At 66.2% G+C, this 18,543-nt stretch carries 12 protein-coding genes and 1 pseudogene; 5 read left to right on the top strand and 8 right to left on the bottom strand.

Translation table 11 applies throughout. The features are described from left to right. Positions 1-23: 23 nt before the first annotated feature. Positions 24-1,286, bottom strand: coding sequence for a DUF6807 family protein (locus tag AB1L88_RS25300; protein WP_367099494.1), 1,263 nt, complete (start codon positions 1,284-1,286; stop codon positions 24-26). Between the two features lie 176 nt (positions 1,287-1,462). Between AB1L88_RS25300 and AB1L88_RS25295 the strand changes: the two genes are divergently transcribed. The 3 genes from AB1L88_RS25295 (at position 1,463) to AB1L88_RS25285 (ending at position 4,884) form a co-directional block, all read left to right on the top strand. After that, entirely contained in the window at positions 1,463-2,902 is a 1,440-nt protein-coding gene (locus AB1L88_RS25295) for a Gfo/Idh/MocA family oxidoreductase (protein WP_367099493.1), read from the top strand. Positions 2,903-3,332: 430 nt separating this feature from the next. Next, the gene (locus AB1L88_RS25290) at positions 3,333-3,692 is read left to right on the top strand and encodes a PspC domain-containing protein (protein ID WP_367099492.1); all 360 of its coding nucleotides are present in this window, start codon (positions 3,333-3,335) and stop codon (positions 3,690-3,692) included. 478 nt (positions 3,693-4,170) lie between these two features. Beyond that, positions 4,171-4,884 (top strand): queuosine precursor transporter, encoded by a 714-nt coding sequence (locus AB1L88_RS25285; RefSeq protein WP_367099510.1) that lies wholly within the window; start codon positions 4,171-4,173, stop codon positions 4,882-4,884. A 66-nt stretch (positions 4,885-4,950) separates the two neighbouring features. Here AB1L88_RS25285 and AB1L88_RS25280 read toward each other — a convergent pair whose 3' ends face one another. From AB1L88_RS25280 to AB1L88_RS25255, 6 genes are all read right to left on the bottom strand, one after another. Beyond that, a complete protein-coding gene (locus tag AB1L88_RS25280; protein WP_367099491.1) occupies positions 4,951-6,654 on the bottom strand; it encodes an NADH-quinone oxidoreductase subunit M in 1,704 nt (567 codons plus the stop codon). Between the two features lie 56 nt (positions 6,655-6,710). Further along, positions 6,711-8,993 carry an NADH-quinone oxidoreductase subunit L gene (nuoL, locus tag AB1L88_RS25275; protein ID WP_367099490.1) on the bottom strand — a complete coding sequence of 761 codons (2,283 nt, stop codon included), beginning with the start codon at positions 8,991-8,993 and terminating at the stop codon, positions 6,711-6,713. Positions 8,994-9,165: 172 nt separating this feature from the next. Beyond that, entirely contained in the window at positions 9,166-10,086 is a 921-nt protein-coding gene (locus AB1L88_RS25270; RefSeq protein ID WP_367099489.1) for a protein phosphatase 2C domain-containing protein, read from the bottom strand. An 84-nt stretch (positions 10,087-10,170) separates the two neighbouring features. Beyond that, on the bottom strand, positions 10,171-13,368 hold the full coding sequence (locus AB1L88_RS25265; RefSeq protein WP_367099488.1) for an efflux RND transporter permease subunit: 3,198 nt from the start codon (positions 13,366-13,368) through the stop codon (positions 10,171-10,173). Between the two features lie 195 nt (positions 13,369-13,563). Beyond that, positions 13,564-14,982, bottom strand: a complete 1,419-nt coding sequence (locus tag AB1L88_RS25260; RefSeq protein WP_367099487.1) for an efflux RND transporter periplasmic adaptor subunit — start codon at positions 14,980-14,982, stop codon at positions 13,564-13,566. A gap of 26 nt (positions 14,983-15,008) precedes the next feature. Continuing rightward, entirely contained in the window at positions 15,009-15,647 is a 639-nt protein-coding gene (locus AB1L88_RS25255; RefSeq protein WP_367099486.1) for a TetR/AcrR family transcriptional regulator, read from the bottom strand. A gap of 421 nt (positions 15,648-16,068) precedes the next feature. Between AB1L88_RS25255 and AB1L88_RS25250 the strand changes: the two genes are divergently transcribed. Both AB1L88_RS25250 and AB1L88_RS25245 read left to right on the top strand, forming a co-directional pair. Beyond that, positions 16,069-16,935 carry a M28 family peptidase gene (locus tag AB1L88_RS25250; protein WP_367099485.1) on the top strand — a complete coding sequence of 289 codons (867 nt, stop codon included), beginning with the start codon at positions 16,069-16,071 and terminating at the stop codon, positions 16,933-16,935. A 46-nt stretch (positions 16,936-16,981) separates the two neighbouring features. Continuing rightward, entirely contained in the window at positions 16,982-18,181 is a 1,200-nt protein-coding gene (locus tag AB1L88_RS25245) for a DUF362 domain-containing protein (protein ID WP_367099484.1), read from the top strand. 97 nt (positions 18,182-18,278) lie between these two features. On the opposite strand, the pseudogene AB1L88_RS25240 reads toward AB1L88_RS25245, so the two are convergent. Beyond that, positions 18,279-18,543: pseudogene (locus AB1L88_RS25240) on the bottom strand (hypothetical protein); the annotation flags it as partial.

The raw sequence follows: 18,543 nt of genomic DNA, 5'->3' as shown, positions 1-18,543 counted from the left end.
GCCGGGGCATCCTGGCATTCGCGTCACTCCTGCACGACCCGGACACGGACCGGGTCGTCGAAGTCCGCGTCCAGCCCCGAGGCCCGTTCGAGGCTCAATTCCCCGGCCTGCAGCCAGAGTCGGTAGCGCACTTTGAGCGGCTGGTCCTCGGTCAACGGATATTCGAAGTACGACCCGAAGCGACCGTAATCGCGCTCGCTGTAGCGAGCTTCCTTCGGATTCTCAGGGTGGTCGAGGTACGCCACCGTGTAGCGGTCGCCGTCGATCACGAAGCTCATGGCGTTCCAGGGGAGGTTGACCGGGCCTTCTCCCGTCTTCGGTTCCCAGTTCCTGGTTTCGCCCGGCGCGCCGCGGCCATCGGTCCGGAGGTAGTACGTCTCACCCTTCGAGACATCGGCCACGTGATTATCGGCACGGAAGTGGACCCCGGCGTGTTGCGGGTCGCCATCGAGCATGACCGGACCAGCCTCGGTCTCGACCAGGGCGGCGAAGTCGATGAAATACCCCTCCTCCGCCGCGTAGGCCGTCACTTCCCTCGTTTCGAGGGCGAAGATCTCCCCTTCCTGGCCGTGCCAGCCGACCCTGACGCGATGCCGACCGAGCACCGGTCCGGCCTCCTCGGACAGCGTTTCCTCGTGCGATTGATACGCCTTCCCTCGGGCATGCCAGACGTCGGCTTGCTTGCCGTCGCCATAGCTCACCCGATTGAACCCGAAGAACAGGCCCCTGTGGTGGGTGAAGAGCCCCCCCGGGCCCTTGGTGACACGTCGGCCGTCGGGAGCGAACAGGTGGTGGAAGGGCTTGAAGGTCAGTTCGCGGGCCTCGGGGCTCGACTCATCCAGCTCGGGTCGAACGTAGAACAGAATCGACTCATCCCCCCGGACGAGACGATCGCCATCCTCCGAGTGCTCCCAGGCGAATGAGGGGATGGTGCTCAGGTCGGCCCCCGAGTCCGAGACATCGAAACGGGCCGTTTCACCCTTCGCCAGTTCGGGCAGGATGAAGTGCAACTCGCGGACGACGCCCTCGTCGCGTTCGGCCGGATCGCTCAGGAGGGAAGGCGCGGTCAACTGGCCCAGCAGGGTCTGCCCGTCGATCGACTTCAGGATCACCACGTCCCCGTCGGTAAATGTCTCGGGCAAGCTGATCAGCGTCGACACGGGCGTTTGAATCCGGGCGTGCGCGCCGGCGTCGACCTCGATTGCGATCGACTGCGCCCCACTCGGCCGGGCAATCAGCAGGCTCATCGCCAGGGCGAAGAGGGGGACGTTCAATCGGTGACGCATGGGAAGCTCCTCCTGAATCCTGGGGCCTAGAAGCCGCCATCGTAGCCCATCGCCCCGGAGGAGTCGCCCATCCGATCTGAAAAATCTTCTTTCAATCGCTGTTGGAGATGTCATTCTGGGGTTGCGACGGGGCGAACAAGGCCGCCCCGGCATTCGACCACGGGGAGACACGACTCATGGCTCGCACGACGCGACGGACATTCCTCTCGGGCTCGGTGGCGGCCATCGGCGCCGGCTTCGCAATCGGGGGGACGAAGGCTTCCGGTCGGATTCTCGGCGCCAACGATACCATCAATATCGCGATCGCCGGCCTCAACGGTCGCGGCGGTGCGCACGTCGGCGAGTTCGCCGGGATGCCCGGCGTGCGGATCAGCCACCTGGTCGATGCCGACGTCCGGACGTTCGACAAACGCGTGAAGCAGGCCGCCGAACGCGGCGGATCGACGCCCGAGACCGTCCAGGACATCCGAGAGGTTCTCGACAACCCCGACGTCCACGCCCTCTCGATCGCGACCCCGAACCACTGGCACGCCTTGATGTCCATCTGGGCCTGCCAGGCCGGGAAGGACGTGTACGTCGAGAAGCCGTGCAGCCACAATGTCCACGAAGGGCGGATCGCCGTGGAGGCCGCCCGCAAGTACGATCGAATCGTCCAGCACGGCACGCAGGGGCGATCCCGCCGCTCCTGGGCCGAACTGCTCGAGATCACCCGGTCCGGCAAGTACGGCAAGCTGCTCGCATCCCGGGGGCTCTGCTACAAGCCTCGCCCCAGCATCGGCGTCAAACCCGTCCAGACGCCCCCGTCGGAGGTCGACTTCTCCCTCTGGCTCGGGCCTGCGCAGGAGAGGCCGTTCCACGAGAATCTCGTCCACTACAACTGGCACTGGTTCTGGGACTTCGGCAACGGAGACATCGGGAACCAGGGGGTCCACCAGATGGACGTCGCCCGCTGGATGATCCCAGACGCCACCCTGCCGACGAGCGTCGTGAGCCTGGGCGGCCGATTCGGCTACGAGGACCAGGGGGAGACGGCCAACACCCAGGTCTCCGTCATGGACTTCGACGGCACGCTCCTCATCTTCGAGGTCCGCGGGCTCCCGACCGACGACTACAAGGGCCAGAAGGTGGGCAACATCCTTCATTACGAGGAAGGTGTCGTCGCCGGTGGCCGCTTCTACCCGGAGGGCGAGGGGGACGGCGAACCGCTTCCCGAGGTCGAGGCCTCCCGAGGCCCGGGGGACGGCCATTTCGCCAACTTCATTGAGGCGGTCAGGAGCCGGAAGGCCGACGACCTGAACGCCGACATCCTGGAAGGACACTATTCGAGCGCCGCCTGCCACCTGGCGAACGTCTCCTACCAGCTCGGCGCCCCCGAGTCGTTCGATTCGATCGACCAGGCGATCGGCTCCGACGAGGTTGTGCAGGAGACCGTGGAACGGATGGTCGAGCACCTCAAGGACGACAACGGCCTGGCCGTGGAGGGGATGCAGTATCGCCTCGGCCGTCGCCTCCGCTTCAACCCCGAGACCGAACGGTTCATCGAGGATGACGACGCCAACGCGCTGCTGACCCGGCCGTATCGGGCTCCCTTCGTGGTCCCCGAATCGCTCGCCTGAGTCCCGACCTCGGTCGACCGATCCCCGGCCCCCGCAGCGATGAGCAAAGGGCTGGGGATCGGGGCACGCCTGGTCGCCTCAGGAGGCTCTCGCCCGAGTCCCGAATCGAGTGGCCCCGAACCGCTCATCGGCCGTGACGAGGGACGGGCTCCCCAAGGAAGGACACTCCTCGATCGAGTCTGACGACCCTCCCATCGACCCAGGAGGTCGTCAAGCCTGGCTGCCGGACGAATCGAAGCGGCGACGACCGATGCCCCGAATCGGCGGACGTCGAGATCGCGGCCCTCGCTCGACCGGCGAGGGGAACCGCTCCTGCGAGCCCTCACCGAAACCACTCAAGCCCTCCCCGATCAGAGCGAAGTACTCGATAAGGTCACTCGCACCATCATCATTTCGCCACGCGCGAAGCTTCGGAGAGGATTGCAGGCAGATGTCCAAACGATGCCCATATTGTGATGAGGAGATCCAGGACGCCGCGATTAAATGCAAGCATTGCCTGACCTGGCTCGACACGGGGGCGAACGCACCATCGTCCGCGTCGTATCCCTGGGAAGTGGGGCCCGGGAAAGGCGGCTGGACCTTCAGGTCGCTCCGCCGTCCGAGGCATGATCGGATGGTCGCCGGCGTCTGCTCGGCCTTCGGTCGGTTCCTCGGGATCGATCCCACCTTGATCCGGATCACCTATGCCGTGGTCACGGCCTTCACGGCTGGCATTCCGGGAATCGTCCTGTATATCATCTTGGCGATGGTGATTCCGGCGGAGGACGATTCGGATCGCTGGACTGCTTGATCGCCCGGGGACCGCTGACACTTGGCCATGACAACCACCCGAATCGGACTCGCCCTTCGCCTGATCGGACCGGTCCTTGAAATCGCCTGTATCGGCCTGCTCCTGGGCAATTTCGGCCGCAATCGCTCCGTCTTCGGGCAACCGATCGAGCCTTTGCTCTACCTCGGGGTGGCCCTCGGTCTGGCGATGGTGGCACTCGGCCTCGGGCTGAGTGCCCCTCGATCCGGCAGAAGGCCACGCCCTCCAGGCGACCCCACCCGATCGGGCTGATCGGCCGGAATCAACCTCCCCGCTGCCTCTCCCTCTCCGCTTCCGCCCCGCTGACCGGCCCCGGCCCGTCACGCTGTTCAACGACCGGGGATCCCACGGCGGGGTCCCCGGACTGCCTGCCCTTTCTCGGACGGACCCCTTCATGGAGTCAGTGAACGATCCCTCATCGGCCCGGCCCGAGCCGGCGACCGGTGATCCCACGCCCGCGATGGCCAGCCCCCACATCATGCCCAGGGGCTACGGCCGGGTTTACCGCTATTACGACCTGATCATGGCCGCCTTCGTGACGGTCCTGCTCTGCACGAACCTGATCTCGGCGCCCAAGCGCGTCGAGGTCGGCGGATTCATCTTCGGGGCGGGTGTGCTGTTCTTCCCGATCAGCTACCTGTTCAACGACATCCTGACCGAAGTCTACGGTTACAAACGCTCTCGCAAGGTGGTCTGGGCAGGGTTCGGGGCGCTCGCCTTCGCGGCGCTGGTCAGTCAGGTCGTGATCGCGCTGCCGGCGGCCTCGAACTGGCCGAATCAATCGATCTGGGAGACCGTCTTCGGCGGCACCTGGCGCATCATCCTCGCCTCGATGGCCGGTTTCTTCGCGGGCGAATTCATCAACTCCTACACCCTGGCCAAGATGAAGCTCTGGACCCGGGGACGCTACCTCTGGACGCGCACCATCGGCTCGACCCTCACGGGCGAGGCGGCCGACTCGATGCTCTTCTACCCGATCGCCTTCCTCGGTCGTCCCGGATGGACCTGGGACGACGTGATCACCGTCATGATCGCCAACTACACCCTGAAGGTGATGTGGGAAGTGGTCGCAACGCCCATGACCTACGCCGTCGTCGGCTTCTTGAAACGAGCCGAGCACGAGGACTACTACGACCACGACACCAACTTCACCCCCTTCTCCCTCGAAACCTGATCGCCCCGCCCCGTCTCGGTGAAGGGGGCCGGGCGAAGAGACGAGTCCGCAAACCGTCTCGTTCGATCATTCTTGAATCCGTTGCGCCAGGGAATCCAGCGGATCCGGATCGGCTTCATCGGCGACGGCTTCGGGCCCGGGTCGCGACTCGAGGCCGTTCGCCGCAACGACGTGCTCCACCATGCGGTCGACGCTGGGGCTCATCCAGCCGATCAGCGTCTGCGGGAAGATCCCGAGCCAGACCGTCAGGACCACCAGCGGAGCGGCAATGATCCGCTCCCGGATCGAGAGATCGGGCAAACCCCGGACCGCCTCGTTCCGCCCGAGCAAGACCCGTTGGAGGGTCCAGAGGATGTATCCGGCCGTCAGCACCAGGGAGGCGGCGGCCAGCAGCGCGAGCACGTAACTGTAGTTGAAGGCCGAGAGCAAGACGAACACCTCGGCCACGAACCCGCAAAGCCCCGGCAACCCCATCGCGCCGAAGAAGATCAGGAGCGTCACCCCGCCATACACGGGCATGACGTTCATCAGGCCCCCCATGCGGGCCAGGTCTCGGGTGTGCAATCGGTCGTACACCACCCCCACCAGGAAGAACATCCCGGCCGAGGTAATGCCGTGGGCGATCATCATGAACATCGCCCCGTTCACCCCGTACGCATAGTACTGGGGCGCGAAAAGATTCATCACCGCCAGGCCGAGCATGACGTAGCCCATGTGGCTCACCGAGCTATACGCCACCAGTCGCTTGAAGTCCGTCTGGGCCATGGCCGCCAGCGCACCGTAAATGATGCTGACCACCCCCAGCACCGCCACGAACCACGACAGCTCGTAAGCACCGACGGGTGCCAGCGGCCAGGCCATCCGGATCAACCCGTAGCCGCCGATCTTCAGCAAGACCCCGGCCAGGATCATGCTGATCGGCGTCGGAGCCTGGACGTGGGCATCGGGCAACCAGGTATGGACGGGCACGGCCGGCAGCTTGATCAGGAAGCCGATCAGGAAGAGCACGAAGACCACCGATTGCACGCCGAACCCGAAGATCGTCCCCGAGAAGTGCTCCGAGGCCCCCATCAGACGAATCAGGTCGAACGTATACAGCGCCTCGGCCCCTTCCGGCGCGTAGAAGTACAGGAGGAGGATCGCCACCAGGATGAAGACGGAGCCGAAGAGCGTATAGAGCAAGAACTTGATCGCGGCGTATTCCCGGTGTTCGCCCCCCCAGACGCCGATGAGGAAATACATCGGCAAGAGCATGAATTCGAAGAAGACGAAGAAGAGGAAGAGATCGAGCGCGAGAAAGACCCCCATCATGCTGCCCAGCAACAGCAAGAACAGCGAGAAGTAACCCTTGACCCCGGTCTCGATCCCCCAGGAGGCCAGGCAGGCCAGCAGGCTGATCAGCGCCGTGAGCAAGACCAGGCTCATGCTGATCCCATCAAGACCGAGGAAATACTCGATCTTGAAGTACGGGATCCAGGGGCCTCGATACACGAGGTCGCCGGCGGCGTCGCGGACCGCCGGGATGCCGGCCTGCTCTCCCGCCTCCACCAGGTTCTGCCCGGCCCGGGCCACCAGGGAGGCATCGGGTCTCCCCTCCCCGATCGAGAGGAATGCGCCGAACGCCACGAGCGAGAGCACGAAGGTCATCGCCGTAATGCCGAGCGCCGTGGCCTTGATCGCCAGGTCGTTCCGGCCCGGCAAGGCCAGGACCAGCACGCTGCCGACGACCGGGGCAGCCCAGAGCAGACTCAGCAAGACGTTATCGCTCATGATCGATCTCGAAGCGGCTGCGGCCGGACGGATGGGGTTGCGGGGGCGAGGATCGCCTAGCGGCTGATCCAGACGTAAATGCCGACGGAGAACAGCACGACAGCCAGCGACAGCAGCATCAGGTATCCCCGAAGCTTACCGGCCTGGAATCGCTGGGAAATGCCACCGAGGACCGACACCGTTTGCGCCACCAGGGCCACCAACCGATCGACGACCGCACGATCGACGATCCGATTCCAACGGCTCAGGACCACGACCAGCGCCGCCGAGCCGTCGACGATCCCGTCGACCACCACGCGATCGAGCCTGGCCAGGCCCCGGCCGATGCCCAAAATGGGCCTGACCACCAGGGCGTCGTAAATCTCGTCGACATACCATTTGTTGACGAACAGCGCGTACAGCCCGCCCATGTGATGCGCCATCCGGGCCGGGTCGATCCGCCGGATGGTCTTGCTCGGGTGATACGACAGGAACGCCAGGCCGACCCCGACGACCAGCACCAGGAGCGAGGTCGAAGCCGCCCAGAGCGACGCCGAGCCGAGCGGCTGGGCGGGCAACGGCTCCCCGTACGCCAGCCAGTTCTCCAGGACCGGGTGAAACGGGAGCCCGAAGATCGCCAGCGGGAGGACCGTCAGGGGCCAGCCGATCGCCACCGTGGGAACCGCCAGGATTCGCAGCGGCCAGGTCAGCAGCGGCCCGCCCTCGTGGGCATGGGCCATCGGGTCGCCATCGACCGCCACCCCCGACGACGTCCCGCGCGGCTCCCCGGTGAAGATCAGGAACCACATCCGGAACATGTAAAACGACGTCATCGCCGCGCCTGCCGCCGGCAAGATCAGCAGGAGCAGGTGCTTCGGCTCGGCCCGGACGAAGTGGATCGCCGAGGCCAGTATGGCATCCTTCGAGTAGAAACCGCTGAACAAGGGCACCCCGGAGATCGCCAGCGTCGCCAACAGCATGGTCGTCGCCGTGATCGGCATCCTGCGGCGCAGGCCGCCGAGGGGTCGCATGTCGTACGTGTGGACCGCGTGGTGGATGCTCCCCGCCCCCAGGAACAGCAGCGCCTTGAAGAAGGCGTGGGTCAGCAGATGAAACAGCCCGGCCGCCCAGCCGCCCACGCCCAGCGCCAGCATCATGAAGCCGAGCTGGCTGACGGTCGAATACGCCAGGACCTTCTTATAATCCACCTGGACCAACGCGATCGTCGCGGCCAGGAAGAGGGTCACCCCCCCGGTATATGCGATGATCAGCAACACTTCGGCCGTGAACAACGGGAAGAACCGCCCGACCAGATAGACGCCCGCCGCCACCATGGTCGCCGCGTGAATCAAGGCCGACACCGGTGTCGGCCCGGCCATGGCATCCGGCAACCAGACGTGGAGGGGGAACTGGGCACTCTTCCCCACGCACCCGGCGAAAATCCCGAGGCCCGCCAGCACCAGGACCCAGTAGGGGGCCGGGCGTTCGACGCCTCCCACGGACACCGCGACGCCCTTGCCCGGATCGTCGGCCGTCATCCGCCCCAGGTGATCAACCTGCCTCGATTCAACCTGAGCGAGGCCCGCGTTCAGGTCCGCGAGATTGAACGTGCCGAACTGGGTCCAGAGCAGGCCCAGGCCGAGCAGCATCCCCACGTCGCCGACCCGGTTGGTGATGAACGCCTTGTTCGCCGCGTCGGTGTTCGCCCGGTCTTCGTACCAGAACCCGATCAGCAAATAGGAGCAGAGTCCGACCAGCTCCCAGAAGATGAAGACCATGAAGGCGTTGTCCGCCGCCACCAGCCCCAGCATCGCGAAGCAAAAGAGCGAGAGATAGGCGAAGAACCTCGGGTACCGAGGGTCCCCCGCCATGTACGACATGGAGTAAACGTGAATCAAGGACGCGATCAGCGTGATCATCACGAACATGATCGCCGTCAGTTGATCCACGTAAATCCCGAGCGGGATTGCCAGCGCCCGGCCGTCGTCCGCCAGGCGATCACCCAGCGCAACCCAGGTCCACTGCCCCGTCCAGGCAAGCTTCTCGTCGTGACCTCCCCCGTGATGCCCGCGATCGGGGAGCCCGTCATCCAGGGCTCCCGCTCCGAACCGGTCGCCGGGGACTTCGGCACCGTCTCCCGGCGAGGAGGCATGATGATGCGGCGCGGGCATCCCACCCGATTCGAGCCAGTACGAAACGAAGCCAATGGCCGAGCAGAGGAACGAAACCCCGATCGCCCCGGAAGCGACCCAGGCATTCCGATGTCGCAATCCCCGACTCGCCACGATCTGGATGGCGAACGCAATCAAGGGGATCAGGACGGCGGCAGCGTAGAGCCAGCCCTGCCACTGGTTCATCATGGCCTCGCTCCGAGGGGACCGGGCGACCGCCCCTCGTACCGCGACCGATGGGGGGCCTCGCCCCATCGTCCAACGAGCCCGGGAACGGAGCGAGGAAGCCGAAATAATGGCACAAATCCGGCCCGCGTTGCAAGTCCTCGTCGGACCTTCTGAGGCGCTCGACGCATTGAAGTCAACCGTATCGGATCGAGAATCGTGCCAGGATCATGGCAATGTTGTCCGGCCCTCCGCCATCGAGGGCCCGTTGCAAGAGCGACCGACAGGCCTCCCCGGGGTGGTCATGCTCGGCCAGCACCTCTGCGATGATCGCCTCGGGCACCGGCTCGGTCAGGCCGTCCGTGCAGAGCAGCAGCGCGTCGCCGTCCTGGATCCGGAGCTTGTGGAGTTCGACGTAAACGCCCTCGCTCGGCCCGCCGACCACGTTGGTCACGACATTGCGAAGCCCCGACCGCTGCGCGTCCTGCTCGCTGATCGCCCCGGAGTCGAGCAGCATCTGCGCATAGGTGTGATCCCGAGTCACCCGGGCAAGCTGCCCCTCGCGGAGCAGGTACGCCCGCGAATCCCCCGCGTGGGCGATGTAGAGGGTGTCGCACACGGAGTAGGCCATCGTCAGGGTCGTCCCCATGCCGCTCAACCCCCGGTGCGATCGGGCCTTGCGATACACCTCCTGGTCTGCCCGTTCCAGGGCCTCGCGAAGTTCCCTGACCAGTTCGTCCTTCTCGCCGGGCTCGAAGTGCAGGAACCACTTGAAGCAATTCAAGACGAAGTCTTCAACCGTGGCGATGGAGAGGGCGCTCGCCTCCTCCCCGGCCGCCTCGCCCCCCAGTCCATCGGCCACCACGAGCAGGTGGGCCATCTCCTCGGCCGCCCGACCGTCGTCCCGATGAGGGATGCTGCTCCGGCAGACGTCGAGGCGTTTGGTCAGGCGGGCGATCAGGAAGTTGTCTTCGTTGTTCGAGCGCCGGATGCCCCGATCGGTCAGGCCATCGCACCGGACCCGGAGGCAGACCCTCCCGCGGTCTGCTGCCGACGGGAACTCGATGGTCGAGTCCTCGATGAGCGGGTAACGGTCTTCAGGAGTCGTGGTGGCCATCACAACAGTCCCCGGGGTAGTGGTCGGTTCCGACTCGGTCGAGTCGATCACCACGATCCATCTCGCCTCAGTTCGTGCGACGTGTCAACGATGCTCCGATCCCGGGGCGGTGAGCGCCGTCAGCTCTCCCGAAGGCTCGGGAGTCTCCGCGCCCGCCGGGGTCTCGTCCCGCGATCGCCCGTCATCATGCACCGAGAAGCGAATGCCGATCCGGCGGGTGAAGTTCGTCCACATGTCGAGCAACACATAGAAGACCGGCGTGACCACCAGCGCGAGGACCAATGAGAGCATCTGCCCACCAATAATCACCTTGGCCATGCTGGCCCGCGATCCGGCCCCCGGCCCCTGCCCCAGCGCGATCGGGATCATCGCCGCCACGAGCATCACCGTGGTCATCAAGATCGGCCGGAGCCTCAGGTGGTTCGCGCCGATCACCGCGTCGTGCCTGGGCCACCCTTCGGCCCTCAGGTCGTTCGTGGCGTTGACCTGCAGGATCCCGTTCTTCTTGACGATCCCGACCAGCATGAACAGCCCGAACATGGCGTACAGGTCCATCGGCGTGTTCCAGAGCAGCATCGAGAGCAGGCCGAACGGGACCGTCACCGGCAGGGCCATCAGGATCGCGACCGGCTGCAGCCAGCTCTCGAACTGGGCGGCCAGGATCATGTACATGAAGACGGTCGAGAGGATGAACGCCACCGTGAAGTAGACGAACGTCTCCTCGAGCGTCTTCGCCTGGCCCGACACGACGGCCCGATAGCCCGGCTCCATGCCGATCTCGTCGAGGATCTGGTTCGAGAGCGAGACGATCTGGCCGAGCGGCATGGAGTCGGTCGGGTTCCCCAGGACGGTCACGATCCGCTCCCGGTCGAGCCGCTCGATCTCGGTCGGGCCCAGGTCCGATTCCAGGCGGGCCAGGCTCGTGAGCTTCACCAGGCCCGCCGTCGGCGAGGCGAGGTTCAGGTTCTCGAGCGCCTCGGGCGAATCGCGGTCCTGGGATCGGGCCCGGAGCCAGACATCATACTGTTCCCCACCATCGCGGAAGGTCGTGATGGGCAGGCCGCCCACGAGGACGCGGAGGCTGTCGCCGATCGTCGCCACCGGGATCTCCAGGTCGGCCGCCCGTTCCCGGTCGATCGCCACCCGGACCTCCGGCTTGCTCAGGGAGAGCGTCGTATCCAGGTCGGTGATCCCCCCGTGGGCCTCCAGACGCTCGAGCAGTTGCTGGGCGTAGTCGGCCAGCTTCTCCAGATCCGGCCCCGCCAGGTTCATCTGGAAGATCTGGGCCCGGCCCCCCCCCTGGAACGCCGACACGTCGTTGACGCTGAGCCGGAGGTCGGGATACACGTCCAGCAGCTCCCGGGCCTGGTCCTGCACCTCGAACTGGCTCACGTCGCGGTCGGACAGCTCCTCCATCCGGACATAGACCGACGCCTGGGTCACGTCCCCTTGCCCCTTGACCTGCTGCCCGGTCGAGAGCGAGCCGATCGTCGTGAACAGGTTCCTCGTCCCCGGCAACTGGCGGATCCGCTGCTCCAGCTCGCGCATCACCCGATCGGTCTGATCCAGCGTGTAGCCCTCGGGCGTCGTCACCACCACCTCGTACTCGCTCTGGTCGTCCCTCGGGATCAGCGAGAAGCCGGTCGCCATCCCGATGGGCACCGTGGCCCCGATCGTCGCGAAGGCCAGGGCGACGATCGCCCCCTTGTGCCGCAACGACCAGCCGAGGATCCAGCCGTAGCCCCGATCGACGACCCGATAGAAGACACCGGCCTTCGACTTCGCCGGCCCCGAATCCCGGACCTCCTCCAGCTTCAGGAACCGGCTGCAGAGCATCGGCGTCAGGGTGAACGACACGAACAGGCTCATCGCCACGGCGAAGGCCACGACGAACCCGAAGCTCGCGAAGAACCTCCCGACGATCCCGCCGATGAACGCGATCGGAAGGAAGATCACGATGAGGGACAGGCTCGTCGCGAAGACCGGCAACGCAATCTCTCGCGTGCCGATCCGGGAGGCCGTCATCCCGTCCATCCCGTCTTCTTCCATGTGCCGGAAGATGTTCTCGTGAACGACCACCGCGTCGTCGATCACGATCCCGATCGCCAGGATCAGGCCGAGCATCGTGATGTTGTTCAGGGTGAACCCCATCACGTCCATGAACAGGAAGGTCGGGATGATCGAGGTCGGGATCGCCAGGGTCGCGATGACCGTCGTCCTCCAGTCCCGGATGAACATCAAGATTGTTCCCGAGACGAGAATCCCCGCCAGGATCAGGTGGAATTTCACCTCCTCGATCGACTGCTCGATGAACCGCGACTGGTCCCGGATGATCACCGTCTCGATGTCCGGCGGCAGGGCCTCCCTCAGCTCCCCCAGCCGCTCCTTGATCTCATGGGCCACCTGCACGGTGTTGGTGCCCGACTGCTTCTGGATGACCAGGCTCACCGCGTTCTGGCCGTCGAGCCTCGCCAGCGACCGCGGCTCCTCGATCGAATCCTCGGCGCGGCCGATGTCCCGAATCCTGATCGGATACCCGCCCCGGGTCGTGATGATCAGGTCGTTGAACTCCTGCTCCGTCTCCAGGCGGCCCAGCACGCGGAGGATCTCCTCCCGGCTGCCGCGATCGACCCGGCCCCCCGGCACCTCCAGGCTCTGCCGGAGCAAGGCCGACCGAACATCTTCGATCGAGAGATTCAGGGCCGCGAGCGCGTCCGTGTCCACGATCACGTTCATCGCCCTGGTCCGGCCGCCGAGCAGCGAGATCGCCCCCACGCCGCTGACCGTCTCCAGCCGTTCCTTGATCTGGCGACGCGCCAGCTCCGTGACCTCCCGGAAGTCCCGACGGCCCGAGACCGCGATCGTCAGGATCGGGATCGAGTCCGTCTCGAACTTCGAGACCACGGGCGACTCGATGCCTTCCGGCAGGATCGGGAGCACCGCGTTGACCTTGTCCCGGACCTCCTGCACCCCGACGTCGGCGTCCTTCGACAGCTCGAACTGCACGGTGAGGACCGAAATCCCCTCATAGGTCACGGATCGGAGTTCCTCGATCCCCGAGATCGTGTTCAGGATGTCCTCGATCGGCTTCGTGACCGAGGTCTCCATCTCCTCCACGCTCGCGTTCGGCAAGACCACCGTCACCGAGGCCACCGGGAACTCGACATCCGGGAACAGGTCCACGCCCAATCGGTTGTAGCTGACCACCCCCAGCACCACCGGGATCAGGACCAGGACCCAGGTGAACACCGGCCGGTTGATGCAAACGTCCGAGATGGTCATGGCTGCTCCGGCCTCGACGCTTGAAATGGAGATCTCGATCGAAGACTTCGGTCGTGTCCGCAGGAAACCATCACGACCGACCCAGGCCGCCCGAGCGCCGGCCCTCGACGACTCTCGGCCTTCACGCTGCAATCCGGACGTTGGCAGCAAATGCGGCCCGAACCAGCCGCACGGGAGTGGTGCACGCCCGTCGAATCACTCGCCCTGCCCGGCGACTTCCGGGGAGGGTGCGTCCCCCTCCTGCCCTTCGATCGCCTCGGCACCGACCTCGCCCCGGAGCACGATCGTGCTCCCGTCGGCGAGCCGGGTCTGGCCGCTGGTGATGACCACCGACCCCTCGGGCAACCCGTCGAGGATCTCGATCATCTCGCCCGATTGGACCCCGGTCCGGACCTGAACCTCCCTGACCCGATCCCCGCCGCTCTCGGGATCGACCAGAAAGAGCTTGACGACGCCGGCGAACCTGACCACCGCCTCGATCGGCACGAGCGTCGCGTCATCCTCGCGCAGGGTCACGACCCGGGCCTTGGCGAAACTCCCGGGACGCAGGACCAGATCCTCGTTCGCAACCTCCGCCTCGACCTCGAAGGTCCGACTCACCGGATCGATCCTCGGGTTGATCCGGGATATCGTCCCACGAAAGCTCGTGCCCGGATGAGACGCCACGCTCAACTCCACAGACTGGCCTTCCGCGACCCGGGCGCCGTAACGCTCCGGGACGTCCGCTCGAAGACGCAACGGATGCTCCAGGACCAGGTCATACACCGAGTCTCCCGGCCGGAGGAACTGCCCCTCCGCCACGTATCGCTGACTAATCGCGTAACGCAGCTCCCCCATCGACTCCACCCCGGGGGGCAGGACCGACGGCCGAGGCGCCTCGATCGTCATCTCTCGGAGCACCTCCGTGGCCTGTTCCATCGCCACATACGTCGAGAGCGCGTTGGCGATCACCGTCCGGGCCGTCAGGGTCGCGTTGTCGAGCGCGGCCTCGGCCACCCGCTTCTCGCTCTCGGCATCCTGCAATTCCTGGACGGTCCCCGCGCTCCTCGAGGCGAGCTGGCGTTGTCGGTTCAACCGGATCTCCGCCAGCTCCAGGGTCGCCTGGGCCTGCTTGACCGGCGGGGTGTTGCGGATGATCTCGACCACCTCGTCGTTCTGGAGGATCGCCTCCGAGATGCCGTACTGCGAGGTGAACCGATCCGCCACCTCCGACGAAATCCCGAGCTTCACCAGCTCTCCCAGGAGCCTCGACCGCGACTCCTCGACCGCGAACCGGGCATCGACCGGGTCCAGCTCGACCAGCGACTCGCCAGGGCTGACCCGATCGCCCACGTCATGCTTCACCGCGATCACCCGGCCCGTCTGCTTCGAGCCGAGCGTCACCTCCTCCCACCCGAAGAGGGTCCCCACCACCTCGATCGACCGCTCGATCGGCCGCTGGACGGCCGGGGCGGTCGTCACCACGACCGGGGCGACCGGGGCCGTCGTGCCCTCAAGCGACCGGTCGCCGGCCTCCCCGCACCCCCATCCCGACCCCAACGCAACCAGAACCGCCAGCAAGGGGGCGAGGGCACCCGAGGTTCCCCGCCGGCGTCGAGACACGATCGCGTTCATGAACGCCCCAATCAATGAAGTCCCTGTCACCCGATCCCCGTCCCGTCACTCGCCCGAACCGCCCCGAACCCGGCACGCAAGTCCTCAACCAGGCGACGCGCCAGCCCCGCCTCGAGGTTCGCGCCTTGATAGAGATAATCCGCCGTGTAGATCGTGATCAGCCCCTGCACCGCCGCGGCACACCGCCGAGCACGATCCTCGGCGAGGATCTCGGCATTCGCCAGCCGCCGGGTCGTCTCGATCAAGAGTTCCGTCATCTGCTTGCCGTAGTTCGCCACCTGCGACGACAGGCCGGGCGAATTCGGCCCGAAGAACAAGGCGTAGACGAATCGCGCCCGGTCCGGATCCTCTCGACAGAAGGCGAAGTGCGCCTCGACCTGGGCGACGAGCGCCTCGAGCGGGTCGCTCGACCGCTCGACGATCCCGCGCAGCTCGTCGATCAATTGCCCCAGGGGGCGCGACAGGAGCGCCTGGGCCAACCCTTCCTTGCTCCCGAAGTGATAGTAGAGCGTCGGCTTGGTCACCCCCGCCGCCTCGACGATCTCCCGGACCGAGGTCGCGTCGAACCCCCGATCCGCGAACAAACGGGCCGCCGCTCGCAGGATCTCCCGAGCCGCATCCCCCTTCTGTTTGTCCGGAGCCGTCGCTCTCACGGTGTCAGACACGCTCACCTCCGCCTCTATACCGAACGGTAAGTAGTATGAGCCTCCCCGCGTCGTTCGTCAAGATTGGCCCGGGCGACACGCCGTCGATCGTCGCCAGGGCGATGGTGAGTATCCCGCGGCGGCTCCTCGCGGCGATCCTCCGGGGCGAATGGCCCGAGGATGCCCTGGGTCCTTGTATCCGATCACGCCGTGTGATCGGATGAGTCCCGGGCCCTGCACCTCGATCCGGCCCCTCCCGAGTTGACCAGCCGCGTCGGCACTCCCCTGCCCTCCGGATCTGGTCGCGTCGAGTGGCCGGAGGGTTCACCGCGCTCGACCGATTTCGCCGCCCCGAGGAACCGGACCAATCCTTCGACCCCGCGAACCAAACGGGGGGCAACGGTCCTGGGCCTCGCCCGATTCGCACCCTCGGAGTTTCACGATGCCTCACGTCCGTCTCGCGTCCCCCGTCACCGGCCTGTGCGTCCTTCTGTCGGCACTCACGTCGAGCGCCCAGGAAACGACACCGAGCCCGAGCCCGGTCGCCGCGGAGGAGCTCCTGAGCGAACTGGCCTCGGCCCCCCTCGAGAATCCCGATCGCGTCGCGAAGCTCAAGGAGCTGTTCGAGCAGGCCGGGGCGCCGGCCGATGCCATCGCCCTCCAGGACGTCCCCGGCCGAGAGCCCGAGCAGCCCGTTCTCCAGAACGTCATCGCCACCAAACCGGGGGAGACCGACCGGGTCATCGTCGTCGGCGGCCACCTCGACAAGGTCCCCGCGGGTCACGGGATCATCGACGACTGGTCGGGCGCCTGCATGACGACCAACCTCTATCAGGCGATCAAGGACGTCCCCACCCGCCACACCTTCGTCTTCATCGGCTTCGCGCACGAGGAGCTCGGCCTGCTCGGCTCGAAGCGTTATGTCGATGATCTCGGCGACGACGGGGTCGGCTCCGTCCGGGCGATGGTCAACCTGGAGTGCCTCGGCGCGGGCGGCCCGTTCATCTGGTCCAACGGCTCGAACGACGCCCTGGAAGCCATCGCGCACGAGGTCGCCAAGCGTCATGACTTGCCGCTCGAAAGCCACGTCATCCGGGGCGTCGGGGCCGATTCCATCCCCTTCGATCAGGTCGGCATCCCCACCATCACCTTCGACGGCCTGCCCCTCGACCGCTTCGAGCTGATCCACTCCGACAAGGACCGCTTCGAGAACGTCGACACCGCGGTCTACGAATCCTCCTACGCCCTCGTCCTCAAGTACCTCCTGGCGCTTGACCGATCCGAAGACATCCCGGAAAACAGTCGGTAGGGCCTGCCCGACTCCCGCTTTCGTTCCCGATTCAAGGAGTGAGCCGATGCACGAACATCCCGCACCCGATGGACTACGCCTCCCCCGTCGCGGCTTCCTGACCGGAGTGGCGGCCCTCTCGGCACTGGGCGGTCTCCGAGCCTCGGCCCAGGAACCGGGGGCCGCGGCCGACCCGCTCGCGCTCGACGGACCGCTCGGCATCCCCGGCCCCTACCCCGGCCGGGTCATCGAGGTCCGCAAGCCCGGCATGATCAACAACGGCGTCCGCGATCGCGCCGCCATCAAGGGCGCCCTCGATCGCGGCATGGCCGAGCTGACCGGCGCCGACGACGCCGTCTCCGCCTGGCGCTCCTTCTTCGAGCCCGGCGACGTCGTCGCCATCAAGATGAACCCCGTCGGCCGTCCCCTGGCCAATAGCTCGACCGAGCTGATGCTCGAAATCGTCGAGGGGCTCAAATCCGCCGGGGTCAAGACCCGAGACATGTTCGTCTTCGAGCGCTACCGCTCCGAATTCCTCGACGCCGGCATGGCCGACGGCGTCCCCGACGGCATCTCCTGGGGCGGCCTGACTTATGGCAACGACCCCTCGCAGCTCGAGATCGCCTGGCCCGACGGCGACGCAGTTTCGGGCTACGATCCCGACGAATACGTCTCGATGAACCTGATCCACAAGGACCACGACCCGAAGGACGACCGCGCCTTCCGCTCCCACCTGGGCACACTCATCACGCGCAAGGTGAACAAGGTCGTGCTGCTGCCGGTCCTCAAGGACCACGGCTCGGCCGGCATCACCGGGGCGCTCAAGAACATGAGCCACGGCCTGGTCAACAACGTCGCCCGGTCGCACAGCTCGGCCGAGGCGAACGTCTGTAACCAGTTCATCCCCGAGGTCGTCAGCCACCCGATCATCCGCAAGAAGTGCGTCCTGCAGATCATGGACGGCATCGTCGGCGTCTACCAGGGCGGCCCCTTCGCCCGGGCCGAGAATCCGCACTGGACCTGGGAGAACAACGCCCTCCTGCTCGCCACCGACCCCGTGGCCATGGACCGGATCGAGTGGGACATGATCGACGCCAAGCGTCGCCAGATGGGCCTGGCCCCCGTCGGCGCCGTCGGCAAGCTCGGCATCGACGCCGAACGCGAGGGGTTCGACATGCGGCAACCCCAGCACGTCATCCTCTCCGGGTATCTCGGCCTCGGCGAGTATCGGCCCGAGAAGATCGACCACCGGGTCGTCAACGCCTGACCCGATCTGCTCGCGCCCAGACGACGCAAAAGGGCCCTGGCAAACGCGGTTTGCCAGGGCCCTTGTTGCCTTCCGACGCGACGTCGAGCATCACATCTTACGGGCAGGTCAGACAGGTGGGCACCACCACGGGCACCATCGACGTGACGGTCACGGGGACCGGGCGGGCGACCACGTGGGGCACGCACCGCTGGACCGTCACCGGCACCTGTTCCTCGACCAGGAACGGCACCTGGCGCTCCGCCGTCTCCGTCACATAACGGACCTGACGGACGGGCACGCGATCGACCCGCTCCTCGGTCACATAGCGGCAGGTGGTCACCGGGACGCGCTCGACGCGCTCCTCGGCCACCATCCGGGTC

The sequence above is a fragment of the Tautonia sp. JC769 genome (assembly GCF_040717455.1).
Taxonomy (GTDB): domain Bacteria; phylum Planctomycetota; class Planctomycetia; order Isosphaerales; family Isosphaeraceae; genus Tautonia.
Note: the sequence above shows the minus strand (reverse complement) of the source record. Positions and strands in the feature narration are given on the sequence as shown.